Raw genomic sequence first — 15,098 nt, forward strand, 5'->3', positions numbered from 1 at the left:
CAAAGGCTCCCCTGGTAGGGGAGCTGGCGAGCGCCAGCGAGACTGAGGGTTTATTTTTTTCCGGATCTATCCAACACTTCCCCGGTTTCCTTCGTCTTACAGGCAGAACGACGCAATGAAAGGAGGAAGCCCCATGTGGGAGCTGCTGTACGAGACCTTCTGGGACAGGCTGGAACACTTCTGTTTCAATCTCTGCCGGGACGAAGCCCGGGCGGAGGATCTGACCCAGGAAGTCTTTCTGCGGGCACTGCAGAACCGGACCCTTATCAACAGCTTTACAGAGCGGCAGTGCAAGGCCTGGCTGTTTACCACAGCGCGGAATCTCTACTGCGACCAGCTCCGCCGGGCGGCAAAGGAGGAGCAGCTGCTCAGCGCCTTTTTCCCGGAAGAGGACCGTGCTGAACCGGATTCCGCACTGGACACGGTGGAAGCCGCCAGTCTGCTGGCTCTGCTCACCCCGGAAGAGCGGCGGCTGTTCACCCTGCGCTATACAGCGGGCTACAATGCCAGTGAGATCGGTCAGCTGCTCAGTCTCCCGCCCGGCACGGTCCGCAGCCGCCTTGCTCAAATACGCCATCGCCTCAAAACTGAACTTACGGAGGATTAAATGATGAAAAAGAACCTGAATGTGGACGCTATGATCCTGGACCTGCGCAATGTGCAGGAGGATTTTCTTGACCGCTATGAGCAGATCAAGCTGGACTGCATGATCGCGCTGACCTCGCCCCGGGTGCAGACGCTCCTGAGCCAGCACAACATTTCTCTGGATTCGATGCTCTGCAAAAATGTCCCGGAGGAGGTCTCGGTGGGTGTGGTCAATGGCAAGGTCACGCTGAGCTCTGCCAGCCAGACCGCCGCCGGGCAGGTACTGGTGGTCAACGGCAAGCTGATGATCACACCGGATGCTGCGGAGGTTTTACAGAAGTACGCCTGCATTCTGGTCAACGGTATGATCTACTGCCCGCAGTGCCTCTCGGCAGTGGTATCCGCCCGCTGCATCCTGAACGGAAAGCTGGCGGTCTACCCCGATGATGCAGTGCTCCTGCCGGGAAGCTCCATCAAGCTAGACAACACCTTCCTGCTGCGGGCACAAAGCCGCCTGTACTGGAATGAACATCGCTTCCTGGCGGTTGACCCCAGGCTCGACACTGCCGCACTGGCCGCAAAGGGCTGCAGCTTTTCCGCTCCAAAGGCCATCCTGTGCGCAAGCCTTGCGCCCGTTCTGGCCCCGCTCTTCCCGGATTCCACCGAGCTGATCATCGTGCCGGACGGCACCGCCGTGGTGGAGGACGACTTGGAGCTGACTGCCTCTTCCCTGCGCCGGTATGGCACCCGTCTCTATGTGCTGGGCGATGCTGTCATCCCCGCAGAGAGCGCAGATCTGCTGGCTCAGATCGAATTCCTGCATGTTACCGGTGAAGTAGAGCTGCCTGATGCTCTGGAAGCGGCCTTCTTTGCCATCCCTGAGCTGGAATGCGGCAAAGTAGTCCACGAGGACGCTCTGCCCAAGCTGACCCGCGCCAAAGCAAAGGATGAGGAGCCTGATCCGGATACCGTGACCCTCAGCGGCATCCAGCTGACCCTGTAATCCGCACTGTTCCTCCCTGCCCCGCTCTTTCCGGCAAAAGCTCTCTGCCGGAAGGAGCGGGACTTTTGTTGATTTTTTATTGCACCCGCTCCTCTGATATGATATACTGTTTTTGTATTGTGTAATTCCCCGGGCACACTTCCGCCGTGGAACCCGCTGCCCGGGCTGGATATGGGAACCGAAATCAGGAAGAGGAGCAACGAATGAAAAAAGGATTTGACAACGACAAATACCTGCAGATGCAGTCGGAGCACATCCGGGAGCGGATCGCGCAGTTCGACAACAAGCTGTATCTGGAATTCGGCGGCAAGCTGTTCGATGACTACCACGCCTCCCGCGTGCTGCCCGGCTTCCAGCCCGATTCCAAGCTGCAGATGCTGCTGCAGCTGAAGGATCAGGCCGAGGTCGTTATCGTCATCAACGCTGAGGACATCGTCAGCAGCAAGGTGCGCGGTGACTATGGCATCACCTATGATCTGGACGTTCTGCGTCTCATCGATGCATTCCAGGAGCGCGGCCTGTTTGTGGGCAGCGTATGCGTGACCATGTACACCGCTGCCCCCGAGGTAGAAGCTTTTGAGAAGCGGCTGAACAGCCTGGGCATCCGCACCTTCCGGCACTATAAGATCCCCGGCTACCCCAACGACGTTGCCCGCATCGTGAGCGACGAGGGCTATGGCCGCAACGAGTACATCGAGACCCAGCGCCCGCTGGTGGTTATCACGGCTCCCGGCCCCGGCAGCGGCAAGATGGCCACCTGCCTGTCCCAGCTGTACCACGAATACAAGCGGGGCGTGAAGGCCGGTTATGCCAAGTTTGAGACCTTCCCCATCTGGAACATCCCCCTGAAGCACCCGGTCAACCTGGCTTACGAGGCCGCCACCGCCGACCTGAACGATGTGAACATGATCGACCCGTTCCATCTGGAGGCCTATGGCAAGACCGCGGTCAACTACAACCGCGACATTGAGATCTTCCCCGTGGTCAACGCCATGTTTGAGCTGATCGCAGGCAAGAGTCCCTACCACTCCCCCACCGACATGGGCGTGAATATGGCAGGCAACTGCATCGTGGATGATGCGGCCTGCTGCGAAGCTTCCCGCAACGAGATCGTCCGCCGCTACTTCAAGGCCCTGTGCGACCTCAAGAACGGCGCACAGATCCAGAGCGAGGTCTACAAGCTGGAGCTGCTGATGAATCAGGCCGGACTGACCCAGGGCAGCCGCCCGGTGGAGCAGGCCGCCCATGCAGTCTCTGAAAAGACCGGCGGTGCCCCCGCCGCTGCCATTGAGCTGCCGGACGGCACCGTTGTCACCGGCAAGACCGGCCCCCTGCTGGGTGCCGCTTCCTCCGCTCTGCTCAACGCGCTGAAAAAGCTGGCCGGTATCGACCAGGAGCTTGACCTCGTTTCTGCCGCCGCCATCGAGCCCATCCAGACCCTCAAGACCAACTATCTGGGCAGCAAGAACCCCCGCCTGCACACCGACGAGATCCTGATTGCCCTGTCCAGCTCGGCCGCGCAGAATCCCACTGCTGCAGCCGCCCTCAAGCAGCTCTCCCACCTGAAGGGCTGCGATATGCACTCCACCGTCATCCTGTCCAGCGTGGATATGGACACCGTGAAGAAGCTGGGCATGTATCTGACCTGCGAGCCCGCCTATGAGGAAGCAGACCGGATGTACCACAAGAAGTAAAAAATAATGACCCTCTCTGTCATTGCTTTGCACTGCCGTCTTTCCCCAAGGGCTAGGCGGCCGCATCTGCGCGACGGAGAGGGTCATTTTTATTTCCGGGTCTGTTCCCAGTAGGCTCCCATGCTCTGGCCGGGCTGGTCGGTGACATCATCGTTCAGATAGTCTGCAAGACCAAAGGCTTCCGGCTTCCAGCTGCGGGCGGCATCCACGGTGGGGTATTCCACCTCAGCGTACCAGAACGCGGTGGGCTGACCCTCATCCACATGGTTCACCTCCAGCACAAGGCCATCGGGCAGGGCGTAGCTTCTGCGGATCTTCCCGATCAGGGGCTTGCCGATGATCTTTGTTTCCAGTTCATCAAACAGTTTCTTGTCGATGGGGCGCTCGATCTCCTCCCGTGCAAGCCCGCTTCCGGACTTGAAGCAGAGGATATAGGCCGTCTCGCCGCCCTTGAGCGCCTCCTCCCGGATGCGCACGGTGGGCCGCACGCTGATATATCCCTGCCGCATGGCAAACTCTTCCTTGAGCGGCAGAGCCGGGAGATTTCCGCCCTCCGGCCAGCCGTTCACCATCCATTTGCGTTCGATCTCCATGGTGTTTTCCTCGTTTCTGTGTTTTTGTATTTATTCTAGCACGTTTTTATGTTAGAATAAATATCAGTATGAAATTTTAGCATCCTCACCCTCTCAGTCAATGCCTGACGGCATTGCCAGCTCCCCCAAAGGGGGAGCCAAGAGCCGCTCTGTATTCAAGCTTGATGAGACTGAATCGAAAATCGCCAAAGGCTCTCCCTTTGGGAGAGCTGGCGAGCGGAGCGAGACTGAGAGGGTGAGCCAGTTATAACAGGAGCAACTATGAAATCTTCTCGCAATTACCCCGTTTACACCGTCAACAAACACGCCGAGGGCCTGCTGGTGGGCGGCCACCCCTGGGTGTACGAAAACGACATCCAGAGTTCCCCGGAAGCAGAGCCTGAAAACGGCACGCTGGTCGATGTGGTCAGCACAAAGGGTGCCTATCTTGGCACCGGTTTTCTCTCACTGAAAAGCAAGATCCGGGTGCGGCTCATCTCCCGCAACGCCAACGACACCTTCGATGCCGCTTTCTGGAAGCGCCGTGTCGAATACGCCTGGGCCTACCGTAAGACTGTGCTGGAGCCCGCCGACCTGACCGCCTGCCGTGTCATCTTTGGCGAGGCTGACCAGTTCCCGGGCCTGACTGTGGATCGGTTCAACAATATCCTTGTCACCCAGACCCTGAGCGTGGGCATGGAAAAGCTCAAGCCCATCCTCTTCCCCCTGCTGGCAAAAGTCCTGCGCGCTGACGGCCAGACCATTGAGGGCATCTACGAGCGCAACGACGAGGCCCTGCGGGCCAAGGAGGGCCTGGCACAGAACAAGGGCTGGTTTGACCTGCCCGGCGAGACGCACCCGGACAGCACCCAGACCGAGATCTGCGAGAACGGCGTGTTCTACCACGTCGATTTTGAGAACGGCCAGAAGACCGGCTTTTTCCTCGACCAGAAATACAACCGCCGGGCTGTGGCCCGCATTGCTGCCGGGCACACCGTGCTGGACTGCTTTACCCACACCGGCAGCTTTGCGCTGAACGCCGCCAAGGGCGGGGCTGCCCGGGTCACGGCCGCTGACATCAGCGCCGAGGCCATTGCCATGGCCCAGCGGAACGCCCAGCGCAATAACCTGACCAACATGGATTTTCTCTGCGAGGACACCTTTGAACTGCTGCCCCGGCTGGAAAAAGAGGGCCATCCCTACGACTTTATCATCCTTGATCCGCCGGCCTTTACCAAGGCCCGCCGCACGGTGGAGAACGCCATGCGTGGCTATAAGGAGATCAACTACCGCGCCATGAAGCTGCTGCCCCGGGGCGGCTATCTGGCCACGGCCAGCTGCTCTCACTTTGCCACGGAGGAGCTGTTCATCAAGATGCTGCACGCCGCCGCAAAGGATGCCCACCGGCAGCTGCGGCAGATCGAGGTGAAGCAGCAGGCACCGGATCACCCCATCCTGTGGGGCGTGCCCGAGACCAATTACCTGAAGTTCTTCCTGTTCCAGGTGATCTAAAAGTAATACCAAATACGATATCTCCCAAAAAAACGAGAACGTGTTTGTGCAGAATCGTCAGTTTTGTCAATTGCCTTTTGAGCCGTTCCGGGATATAATCAAACCATAGACAGCAACGGCGCTGTGGGTCACCTCCTGACTCGCAGCGCCATTTTTGTTAAAAAGCTTTTCGCTGTTTCCGGGCCGCAGTTCGGCGGCGGGAGACAGTTTCGGAAGGGACAGACATAAGATCAAGTAAGGAGTAGGATTTATGGCAGCAAATGTTATGGAAATCTACGGCAGCAAGGTCTTTAACGAGCATGTAATGAAGGAGCGCCTGCCGAGCGCTACTTACAAGAGCCTGGAGCGCACCCTGCACAAGGGCGCACCCCTGGATATCGAGGTGGCAAACGTTGTGGCCAGCGTGATGAAGCGCTGGGCCATGGAGCTGGGTGCCACCCACTATACCCACTGGTTCCAGCCGCTGACCGGCATCACCAGTGAGAAGCACGACGGCTTTGTGAGCCCCGTGGGCGACGGCACCGCCATCATGGAGTTCTCCGGCAAGGAGCTGGTGCGCGGCGAGCCCGATGCTTCTTCCTTCCCCTCCGGCGGCCTGCGTGCCACCTGCGAGGCCCGCGGCTACACCGCATGGGACCCCACCAGCTACGCTTTCGTGAAGGATGATGTGCTGTGCATCCCCACCGCTTTTGTCAGCTACACCGGCGAGGCACTGGACAAAAAGACCCCCCTGCTGCGCTCCATGAACGCACTGTCCGGTCAGGCCATCCGCATCCTGAAGCTGTTTGGCAAGGATGTTGATTACGTCTCCACCACCGTCGGTCCCGAGCAGGAGTACTTCCTTGTCAAGAAGGAGGACTACGAGGCACGCCAGGATCTGATCCTCACCGGCCGCACCCTGTTCGGCGCTCCCTCTGCCAAGGGTCAGGAGCTGGAGGAGCATTACTTCGGTGTCATCCGTCCCGAGGTCTCCGCATTTATGAAGGAGCTGGACGAGGAGCTGTGGAAGCTGGGCGTTCCCGCCAAGACCAAGCACAACGAAGTGGCTCCCTGCCAGCATGAGCTGGCCCCCATCTTCGACACCACCAATGTTGCCATTGACCACAACCTGCTGACCATGGAGATGATGAAGAAGATCGCTCCCAAGTACGGCCTGGTCTGCCTGCAGCACGAGAAGCCCTTTGAGGGTGTGAACGGCAGCGGCAAGCACAACAACTGGTCCATGTCCACCACCCACGAGAATCTGCTGGACCCGGGCGATACGCCCATGGAGAACCTGCAGTTCCTGGTATTCCTGGCCGCTGTCATCAAGGCAGTGGACGAGTACGCCGATCTGCTGCGCACCTCCGTTGCCACCCCGGGCAATGATCACCGTCTGGGTGCCAACGAGGCTCCCCCGGCCATCATCTCGATCTTTGTGGGCGAGGAGCTGGAAGCTGTTATCGATGCCATTGCATCTGATTCTCCTTATGCCGGTCCCGTCAAGATGAAGATGGATCTGGGCGTGGATGTCCTGCCCAAGTTCAGCAAGGACACCACCGACCGCAACCGCACCTCTCCCTTCGCCTTCACCGGCAACAAGTTCGAGTTCCGTATGCCTGGTTCTGCTGAGAACCTCAGCGATGCCAACACCATCCTGAACACTGCTGTTGCCAAGGAGCTGAAGGGCTACGCCGACGAGCTGGAGGGCGCTGAGGACTTTACCAGCGCTGCCATTGCTCTGATCAAGCGCACCATCCGTGACCACCGCCGTGTCATCTTCAACGGCAACGGCTACACCGCCGAGTGGGAAGAGGAAGCAGCACGCCGCGGCCTGCCCAACAAGAAGAACACGCCCGCCGCTCTGCCCGCACTGATCGACCCGAAGAACATCCAGCTGATGGAGGATTTCGGTGTCCTGACCAAGATCGAGATGGAGAGCCGTTACGAGGTCGAGATGGAGCACTACTCCAAGATCATCAACATCGAGGCTCTGACCATGCTGGAGATGGCCCGCAAGCAGCTGCTGCCCGCCATCAATGCCTACATGAGCGAGGTTGCAAATACTGCCGCATCCAAGCTGGCCGTCAGCGAGGCCATCAGCGTGCGCAGCGAGACCAAGACCCTCACCCGCCTGTCCACCGATGCCGATGCCATGAGCGATGCCATCGATGCCCTGCAGGCTGCCGTGGATACCGCTGAGGCCATGACCGATGAGAGTGCCAAGGCTGTCTCCTTCCACGATGACGTTCTGCCCAAGATGGATGCTCTGCGCGCCGCTGCTGACGATGCCGAGACCATCTGCGGTGAGGACTACTGGCCTCTGCCCAGCTACAGCAAGATGCTCTACTACGTCTGATCTTTCTGACATAGCTTGATAAGCATCGCTGGGTTGTTGGATTTTTAAGCCATTCCCCTTTTCCTATTTCTTACACCAGCCTAAAGACCTGCTTTGCGCATACGAAGCAGGCCTTTAGGCGTTTTTTAAGAACGCAAGCTGGTTTTTCCAGTTTTGCACTGCTGTGCCATTCGCCGCACCCTGCGGCTCGGAGGGAACCACTATGAGCTATAATACCCAACAGGACATCCTTGATTTTGTGGAGGACAACAACGTCAAATTCGTCCGCTTTGCCTTCTGCGATATCTTTGGCACCCAGAAAAACATCGCCGTGCTTGCCAGCGACCTGCCCAAGGCCATGGAGGATGGTGTCTGCTTTGACGGCAGCTCCATTGCCGGTTTTATGAAGGTGGAGGAGAGCGATCTTGTGCTCCGGCCCGATCTTTCCACCGTGACCATCCTGCCCTGGCGGCCCACCGAGGGCCGGGTGATGCAGTTCTTCTGTGACGTGGAAAAGCCGGACGGCGCTGCCTTTGGCGGCAACTGCCGCGGCTTCCTGCGCCAGATGAGCCGCAGCTTCCGCAAACTGGGGCTGACCTGCAATGTGGGAGCTGAGTGCGAGTTCTACCTGTTTGAGAATGACGACCGGGGCCGCCCCACCCGCATCCCCATCGACTTTGGCGGCTACTTTGATGTAGCCCCGCTGGATGCCGGTGAGAACCTGCGCCGGGACATCTGCCTGACCATGGAGCAGATGGGTATGAGCCCCCAGCACAGCCATCACGAGAGCGGCCACGGCCAGAATGAGATCGACTGCCACTACGCCGGCCCCCTGAAAACAGCCGACCATGTGATGATGTTCAAGCAGATCGTGCGGGCTGTTGCCATGCGCAACGGCATCCACGCCAGCTTCCTGCCCAAGCCCCTGCCGGATCAGGCAGGCAGCGGCCTGCACATCAACCTTTCGCTCTGCATGGACGGCCGCAATCTGTTTGAGGGCGATATTGCCCCGGACAGCATTGCAGGCAGCTTTATGGCGGGTGTTCTGGCCCACAGCCGGGAGCTGACCGTGTTCACCAATCCCCTGCCCAACAGCTACCAGCGCTTTGGCTGTGACGAGGCCCCCCGCTATGTGAGCTGGAGCCGCCAGAACCGCAGTCAGCTGGTGCGCATCCCGCAGGTCAAGGGCAACAACTGCCGCATGGAACTGCGCAGCCCTGACCCTGCCTGCAACCCCTATCTGGCCGTGGGTCTGGTGCTGGCCGCCGGTCTGGACGGTATCGAGCACCGGATGGTGCTGCAGGCCCCCATCAACAAGAACCTGTTCGATCCCACCGAGGCCGCAGGTCTTGGGCTGGAAAGACTGCCTTCCACGCTGGAGGAGGCCGTGCAGGCCGCGCAGGAGAGCGAATTTCTGCACCGCGTGCTACCGGAAGAGCTTTCGCATCGGTACTATGAAGAAGAACTGAAGCGCTGTGCCGCCCTGAAAGCTGCCGCCGACCCGGCAGAGTACGAGCGGGTGCACTACTTCAACGCCATCTGAACCGCTTTTGAGGGAAAGTACGAAGGGGCAATGATTCGGCCCCTTGCCTGGATGTAAGAGAAAGGAGCGATTCAAATGGGACGTGCTCTGATCGTAAGCGCCGGAGCAAGCTCCAACGAGTACATCTCCGCGCGGCTGGCAGAGCTGGGATACACCCGGCCTACGATCATCCCCAGTGGTGCCGAGGCTCGGCGCAGGATGCTGGAATCTGATTTTGAGTTGATCGTGGTCAACGCGCCTTTGCCAGACGAGTTCGGCCACGAGCTGTGTTCCTCTGCCGTGGAAAAAACAGACGCAGGCGTGGTGCTGCTGGCCAAGGCAGCCGCCGCCGAGCAGCTGCTGGCCCCCATGAGTGAGCAGGGGGTGCTGCTGCTGAGCAAGCCGTTCTCCAACACGCTGTTCCTGCAGGCCATCCATCTGGCCGCGGCCAGCAACCACCGCCTGCAGCTGCTCCGGCAGGAAAACGCGCGGATGCAGGAAAAGATCGCACAGGTACGGCTGGTCAGCCATGCAAAATGCTGTCTGGTGGAGCGGGAGCAGATGAGCGAGGATGCCGCCCACCGCTACATTGAAAAGCGCGCCATGGACACCCGGCGTAGCCGTGCAGAAATTGCACAGGAAATCCTTGATTCTTACGAGGATTAGGATTATAATCTGATGTTGTATGTTTTGTTCCGGATGCAGGCGCATCCGTACTGGGAAAGAATGATCTCTGAAAGATAAATTAGAGGAGGACTGAACAAATGGCAAAATTCATCTTTGTGACCGGCGGTGTTGTCTCCGGTCTGGGCAAGGGCATCACGGCGGCTTCTCTGGGCCGCCTGCTCAAGTGCCGCGGACTGAAGGTCGCCAGCCAGAAGCTGGACCCTTATGTGAACGTGGATCCGGGTACCATGAGCCCCCTGCAGCACGGTGAGGTGTTCGTGACCGATGACGGCACCGAGACCGACCTTGATCTGGGCCACTATGAGCGCTTCATCGACGAAAATCTGAACAAGTACTCCAACCTGACCACCGGCAAGGTGTACTGGAACGTGCTGAACAAGGAGCGCCAGGGCGCTTATCTGGGTCAGACCGTCCAGATCATCCCCCACATCACCAACGAGATCAAGAATTACATCTACAACATGGCATCCTCTACCGATGCCGATGTGGTCATTACCGAGATCGGCGGCACCACTGGCGATATTGAGAGCCAGCCCTTCCTGGAGGCCATCCGTCAGGTGGGCCTGGAGCAGGGCCGCGACAACTGCTGCTACATCCATGTTGTGCTGGTGCCCTATATTTCCGGCTCCGATGAGTACAAGTCCAAACCGGCCCAGCACTCCGTCAAGGAGCTGCAGGGCATGGGCGTGAACCCCGATATCATCATCCTGCGTGCTGACGGCAGCGTGGGCGGCGATATCCGCCGCAAGATCAGCACCTTCTGCAATGTCAAGCCTGAGTGCGTCATTGAGAACCTGACCATGCCCAGCCTGTACCAGTGCCCGCTGATGCTCCACACCAACGGTCTGGATGATGTGGTGGTGGAAAAGCTCAAGCTGGACGTGCCCCCCGCCGACCTGACCGAGTGGAAGGGTGTGGTCTCCCGCATTGCCACCCGCAGCAAGACCTGCACCATTGCGCTGGTGGGCAAGTACGTCAAGCTGCACGACGCTTATCTTTCCGTGATGGAGAGCCTGTACCACGCCGGTTTTGAGAACGACAGTCAGGTAGACATCAAGTGGGTGGAGAGCGAGGACCTGATCGATCAGGATGCCTGCAAAGAAGTGTTTGCTGACGTGGACGGCATCATTGTGCCCGGCGGCTTTGGTGACCGCGGCATCGAGGGCATGATCCAGGCTGCACAGTATGCCCGTGAGAACCAGATCCCCTACTTTGGCATCTGCCTGGGAATGCAGATCATGGTGATGGAGTTCGCACGCGGCGTGCTGGGCTATGCCGATGCCAATTCCAGCGAGTTCACCCCCGATGGTGCCCACAATGTCATTGCCCTGATGGCCGACCAGCAGGGCAACATCCCCAAGGGCGGCACCATGCGTCTGGGCAAGTACCCCTGCACCGTCAAGCCCGGCACCAAGATGGCCGAGTGCTACGGCGAAGCTGAGATCTGGGAGCGTCACCGCCACCGCTACGAGTTCAACAACGAGTTCCGTCAGGAGATGGAGGATGCCGGACTGGTCATTTCCGGCACCAGCCCTGACGGCCGTCTGGTGGAGACCGTAGAGCTGCCCGGCCGTGACTTCCATCTGGGCGCACAGTTCCACCCCGAGTTCAAGAGCCGCCCCAACCGCGCTCATCCCCTGTTCAAGGGCTTTATCGCCGCCGCACTCAAATTCCGCATCCATGCACAGCGCGGCATGATGCACGTCTGACCTTTTCAGGCGTTTCGTTCCCGTTCTCCTCGTAGGAGAGGCCTGTAAGATCGCAACAAAAAAAGCAGCTGCACTCCGTGTTTTTACGGAATGCAGCTGCTTTTGCTTGTATTACTTACTTTTTAGCGGCAGCGGCCTTTTTGCGGGCGGCGCGGCTGGTCTTTTTGGCGGCGGGCTTCTTTGCGGGAGCCTTGGCAGCGGGAGCAGCGGCCTTGACAGGCTCCGCCTTCACCTCTTCGGCCTTAACAGGCTCAGCGGGCTTTTCCTCATCCTTTGCAGGCTCCTCCACGGGCTTTTCCTCCACAACGGGCTCTTCCTTGACCTCCGGCTTTGCCTCCTCTGCAGGAGCGCTCTCGACCACAGGTGCAGCCTCTACAACGGGCTCCTCTGCCTTCTTGGCAGGGGCACGCTTTGCGCGGTCCTTCACCTCGGAAATGGTCCACAGCTGGTCATCGCCTGCGGCCTCCTGCCAGATCTGCAGGATGGCACCATCGTTGGCACCCATGCCCACGGTATCGATGCACTTGCCGCTGGCCCAGGAAGAGCGCAGACGGACGGTACCGGCGGGGGTGGGCTCCACGGTCCACATCTGAGAGGTGCCGCCCACATCCTCCCACAGGTGCAGCCAGGTGCCATTGGCGGTGCCGGTCATCATCAGGTCGATCAGCTTGCCGGATGCGCGGTTGCGGATGCGGTACACGCCGTCACCCTCGCGCACAAAGGCCCACTCCTGCTCGGGCTTGTGCTCGTACTTGCCCAGGCGGATATCGCCGCCGTTGGTGGCCTTCTCCACGGCCTGAATGACACTGCCGCCCTTGGCAGCGATGGTATAGAAGCGATCTGCCTCGATCACAGTCTGCGCTACAGTTTTCATGTAAATCCCTCCAAGTTTGTTTCTTTTGAGCCAATCATTTTTGTTTTACAGGTAAATTATACCACCTGCTGTTATTTTTTACAAGGATTCCGCCATTTCTTTAGCACTATTCACAAAAGGCCCCCGCTTTTCAGCCCGTTTTGCACCGTTTGCGAAAACTTTTCGCCCTGTTTCGGCCCATAAAGCAGCAGCACCCCGCCATTTCTGGTGAGGTGCTGCTGTCGTTTTGGAAAATATCAAAAGGGTTCTGGCAGGGTTCTGGCAGAGCTCACTTACTGCTTTACCTGACTGGGATGCGGCTGCACAGGCATTTTAGTGAACAGCGCTTTCAGGGCCAGCGGAGTGGCCACACTGGACACGACGATGAGCAGGATGACGGCGGTGAAGTAGACGGAATCCACCACGCCGATGTCCAGGCCCTTCTGGGCCACGATCAGGGCCACCTCGCCGCGGGTCATCATGCCAACACCCACCTTGAGAGAATCACCCCAGCTGAACCTGCAGACCTTGGCCGCCAGCCCGCAGCCGACGATCTTGGTGATCAGGGCCACCACCACGAAGCACACGCTGAACAGCAGGATCTCCGGGGTCAGGCCGCTGATATCTGTCTTCAGGCCGATGCTGGCGAAGAAGATGGGAGCAAACAGCACATAGTTGCTGATGTCCACCCGGCGCTCCACATAGGGGGCATCCTCCAGAGTACACAGGACGATGCCCGCGATGTAGGCACCTGTGATGTCTGCAATGCCGAAGTAGGCCTCGGCAATGTAGGCCATAGCAAAGCAGAACGCCATACTGACGATGGTGATGCGCTGGGTGTGGGGGTTGCGCTTGTCCAGCCACTTCATGGCGAAATGGGCAATGATGCCCACGCCGATGGCGGTAGCGAAGAACAGCACGGTGTTCATCAGCACCTTACCCAGCCCTGTGCCGGTGCCGGAGCTGGCTCCCAGCACACAGGTCAGCACCACGATGCCGATGACATCATCGATGACGGCGGCGCTGACGATGGTGGTGCCAAGGAAGCTCTTCAGGTGGCCCAGCTCCTGCAAGGTAGCCACGGTGATGGACACGCTGGTGGCGGTCATAATGGTACCGATGAAGAGGGCGCGGTAGAACTCCTGGCTGCCCAGCGCTGAGAAGCCGTAGAATAAACTATAAAGGAGCGTGCCCCCTGCCAGCGGCACCGCCACGCCCACACAGGCGATCAGGGTGGCGATGGGGCCCGCCTTGATCAGCTCCTTCAGGTTGGTGCCAAGGCCCGTGGAGAACATCAGCAGCACCACGCCGATCTCTGCGAAGATCGAGATGGTATCGCTGATATGCACAAGGTTCAGCAGACAGGGCCCGATGATCAGGCCCGCGATGATCTCGCCCACCACCTGCGGCGCTTTGAACTTGCGGGCCACCAGCCCGAAGAACTTGGCACTGAGGATGATGATAGCGAGGTTGCGAAAAACAGAATACATAAATTTACCTTCCTCCGTTTTATTCCATTTAACAGGGCTGCCGGCCGCGCCCGACCCCCTATCCTTTTATTATATCGCCGCTCAGAACCAAAATCAAAATACTTCTCAATCTTTCTCATTAAAAAAACAGACAAAGTTCACCAAAGCTTCAGTACAAATTTTTGTGCGGATTTTTGGCCCGCAGGGCTTGACAAAACAGCAGGGACTTGCTATAATAAATTGCTGTCTGAACAGACACGCCGCACACGGCAGGCGATGCCGCATGTCGTGTGTACCCTTGGCCTCATAACCTTGAGGCCCTTAAGTCCAAAAGGAGGTGCTACAAAATGGCAAAGTACGAAACCATGCTGATTACCAGCGCCGCTCTCGACGAGGAGGCTACCGCCGCTCTGGTTGGTAAGTTCAAGACCCTGATCGAGAACAACGGTACGATCGATTCCATCGACGAGTGGGGCAAGCGCCGTCTGGCCTACCCCATCAACGACGAGGAGGAAGGCGTTTACACTGTGATCAACTTCACCAGCGAGCCCAGCTTCCCCGCTGAGCTGGACCGTGTGTACAAGATCACTGAAGGTGTTATGCGCAGCCTGATCGTTGCCCACGAGGAGTAATCTTTTCGTGACAGAAAGGGAGACCGTAAAATGTTGAATGTTGTTGCTATCATGGGCCGTCTTGTGGCGGATCCTGAACTCCGCACCACGCCCCAGGGCACCAATGTGTGCAGCTTCCGCATTGCCTGCGACCGCAATTTTGTGCGTCAGGGTGAGCAGCGTCAGGCTGACTTCATTGATATCGTTGCCTGGCGTTCTCAGGCCGAGTTTGTTTCTAAGTATTTCCAGAAAGGCAGTCTGATCGCCATCGAAGGCTCTCTTCAGACCCGCCAGTATCAGGATAAGAACGGCAACAATCGCACGGCTGTGGAAGTCGTAGCCAACAACATCAGCTTTGCAGGCCCCAAGAGCAGCAATCAGGGCGGTGGAGCAAATTATCAGAATTCTGCTCCCGCCTACCAGAACGCAGCCCCTGCTCGTCCGGCTGCTGTGGAGGCAGCTCCCAGCTATTCCGCCGGCAGTGCAGATGATTTTGCTGTCATTGATGACAGTGATGACCTGCCGTTCTGATTCCGTAACGGTCTGACCGTTCAATTCTTATAG

At 58.6% G+C, this 15,098-nt stretch carries 13 protein-coding genes; 10 read left to right on the forward strand and 3 right to left on the reverse strand.

From position 1 onward, the window contains the following. Positions 1 to 115: 115 nt before the first annotated feature. The 3 genes from MTP42_RS07690 to MTP42_RS07700 all read left to right on the forward strand — a co-directional run bounded on the left by MTP42_RS07690 (position 116) and on the right by MTP42_RS07700 (position 3,282). The gene (locus tag MTP42_RS07690; RefSeq protein WP_249257057.1) at positions 116 to 607 is read left to right on the forward strand and encodes an RNA polymerase sigma factor; all 492 of its coding nucleotides are present in this window, start codon (positions 116 to 118) and stop codon (positions 605 to 607) included. Next, positions 608 to 1,588, forward strand: a complete 981-nt coding sequence (locus tag MTP42_RS07695; protein WP_249257058.1) for a hypothetical protein — start codon at positions 608 to 610, stop codon at positions 1,586 to 1,588. 203 nt (positions 1,589 to 1,791) lie between these two features. Beyond that, entirely contained in the window at positions 1,792 to 3,282 is a 1,491-nt protein-coding gene (locus tag MTP42_RS07700; RefSeq protein ID WP_005934483.1) for a DUF1846 domain-containing protein, read from the forward strand. 89 nt (positions 3,283 to 3,371) lie between these two features. Here the strand turns inward: MTP42_RS07700 and MTP42_RS07705 are convergent, their stop codons facing one another. Further along, complete coding sequence (locus tag MTP42_RS07705; RefSeq protein ID WP_207697549.1) at positions 3,372 to 3,875, reverse strand: CYTH domain-containing protein; 504 nt, start codon at positions 3,873 to 3,875, stop codon at positions 3,372 to 3,374. 261 nt (positions 3,876 to 4,136) lie between these two features. Between MTP42_RS07705 and MTP42_RS07710 the strand changes: the two genes are divergently transcribed. The 5 genes from MTP42_RS07710 (at position 4,137) to MTP42_RS07730 (ending at position 11,601) form a co-directional block, all read left to right on the forward strand. Further along, positions 4,137 to 5,366 carry a class I SAM-dependent rRNA methyltransferase gene (locus MTP42_RS07710; RefSeq protein ID WP_249257059.1) on the forward strand — a complete coding sequence of 410 codons (1,230 nt, stop codon included), beginning with the start codon at positions 4,137 to 4,139 and terminating at the stop codon, positions 5,364 to 5,366. Between the two features lie 250 nt (positions 5,367 to 5,616). Further along, on the forward strand, positions 5,617 to 7,704 hold the full coding sequence (locus tag MTP42_RS07715) for a glutamine synthetase III family protein (protein WP_097771886.1): 2,088 nt from the start codon (positions 5,617 to 5,619) through the stop codon (positions 7,702 to 7,704). A 202-nt stretch (positions 7,705 to 7,906) separates the two neighbouring features. Continuing rightward, the gene (locus tag MTP42_RS07720; RefSeq protein ID WP_117534118.1) at positions 7,907 to 9,226 is read left to right on the forward strand and encodes a glutamine synthetase family protein; all 1,320 of its coding nucleotides are present in this window, start codon (positions 7,907 to 7,909) and stop codon (positions 9,224 to 9,226) included. Positions 9,227 to 9,301: 75 nt separating this feature from the next. Then, complete coding sequence (locus tag MTP42_RS07725; RefSeq protein WP_097771242.1) at positions 9,302 to 9,871, forward strand: ANTAR domain-containing response regulator; 570 nt, start codon at positions 9,302 to 9,304, stop codon at positions 9,869 to 9,871. 98 nt (positions 9,872 to 9,969) lie between these two features. Next, complete coding sequence (locus tag MTP42_RS07730) at positions 9,970 to 11,601, forward strand: CTP synthase (RefSeq protein ID WP_097771883.1); 1,632 nt, start codon at positions 9,970 to 9,972, stop codon at positions 11,599 to 11,601. Between the two features lie 115 nt (positions 11,602 to 11,716). On the opposite strand, the gene MTP42_RS07735 is transcribed toward MTP42_RS07730, so the two are convergent. Both MTP42_RS07735 and MTP42_RS07740 read right to left on the reverse strand, forming a co-directional pair. Then, positions 11,717 to 12,475 (reverse strand): RICIN domain-containing protein, encoded by a 759-nt coding sequence (locus MTP42_RS07735; RefSeq protein WP_249257060.1) that lies wholly within the window; start codon positions 12,473 to 12,475, stop codon positions 11,717 to 11,719. 272 nt (positions 12,476 to 12,747) lie between these two features. Continuing rightward, on the reverse strand, positions 12,748 to 13,944 hold the full coding sequence (locus MTP42_RS07740) for a cation:proton antiporter (RefSeq protein ID WP_249257061.1): 1,197 nt from the start codon (positions 13,942 to 13,944) through the stop codon (positions 12,748 to 12,750). Between the two features lie 326 nt (positions 13,945 to 14,270). Between MTP42_RS07740 and rpsF the strand changes: the two genes are divergently transcribed. Both rpsF and MTP42_RS07750 read left to right on the forward strand, forming a co-directional pair. After that, on the forward strand, positions 14,271 to 14,555 hold the full coding sequence (rpsF, locus tag MTP42_RS07745; RefSeq protein ID WP_005933510.1) for a 30S ribosomal protein S6: 285 nt from the start codon (positions 14,271 to 14,273) through the stop codon (positions 14,553 to 14,555). A 30-nt stretch (positions 14,556 to 14,585) separates the two neighbouring features. After that, a complete protein-coding gene (locus tag MTP42_RS07750) occupies positions 14,586 to 15,065 on the forward strand; it encodes a single-stranded DNA-binding protein (protein ID WP_005933513.1) in 480 nt (159 codons plus the stop codon). The last annotated feature ends 33 nt before the right edge of the window (positions 15,066 to 15,098 follow it).

The organism is Faecalibacterium sp. I2-3-92, from assembly GCF_023347315.1.
Lineage (GTDB): Bacteria > Bacillota > Clostridia > Oscillospirales > Ruminococcaceae > Faecalibacterium > Faecalibacterium duncaniae.

Coding starts and splice junctions, on each gene's coding strand:
- MTP42_RS07690 (WP_249257057.1), top strand. CDS start 116: ATGAAAGGAGGAAGCCCCATGTGGGAGCTGCTGTACGAGACCTTCTGG.
- MTP42_RS07695 (WP_249257058.1), top strand. CDS start 608: ATGATGAAAAAGAACCTGAATGTGGACGCTATGATCCTGGACCTGCGC.
- MTP42_RS07700 (WP_005934483.1), top strand. CDS start 1,792: ATGAAAAAAGGATTTGACAACGACAAATACCTGCAGATGCAGTCGGAG.
- MTP42_RS07705 (WP_207697549.1), bottom strand. CDS start 3,875: ATGGAGATCGAACGCAAATGGATGGTGAACGGCTGGCCGGAGGGCGGA.
- MTP42_RS07710 (WP_249257059.1), top strand. CDS start 4,137: ATGAAATCTTCTCGCAATTACCCCGTTTACACCGTCAACAAACACGCC.
- MTP42_RS07715 (WP_097771886.1), top strand. CDS start 5,617: ATGGCAGCAAATGTTATGGAAATCTACGGCAGCAAGGTCTTTAACGAG.
- MTP42_RS07720 (WP_117534118.1), top strand. CDS start 7,907: ATGAGCTATAATACCCAACAGGACATCCTTGATTTTGTGGAGGACAAC.
- MTP42_RS07725 (WP_097771242.1), top strand. CDS start 9,302: ATGGGACGTGCTCTGATCGTAAGCGCCGGAGCAAGCTCCAACGAGTAC.
- MTP42_RS07730 (WP_097771883.1), top strand. CDS start 9,970: ATGGCAAAATTCATCTTTGTGACCGGCGGTGTTGTCTCCGGTCTGGGC.
- MTP42_RS07735 (WP_249257060.1), bottom strand. CDS start 12,475: ATGAAAACTGTAGCGCAGACTGTGATCGAGGCAGATCGCTTCTATACC.
- MTP42_RS07740 (WP_249257061.1), bottom strand. CDS start 13,944: ATGTATTCTGTTTTTCGCAACCTCGCTATCATCATCCTCAGTGCCAAG.
- rpsF (WP_005933510.1), top strand. CDS start 14,271: ATGGCAAAGTACGAAACCATGCTGATTACCAGCGCCGCTCTCGACGAG.
- MTP42_RS07750 (WP_005933513.1), top strand. CDS start 14,586: ATGTTGAATGTTGTTGCTATCATGGGCCGTCTTGTGGCGGATCCTGAA.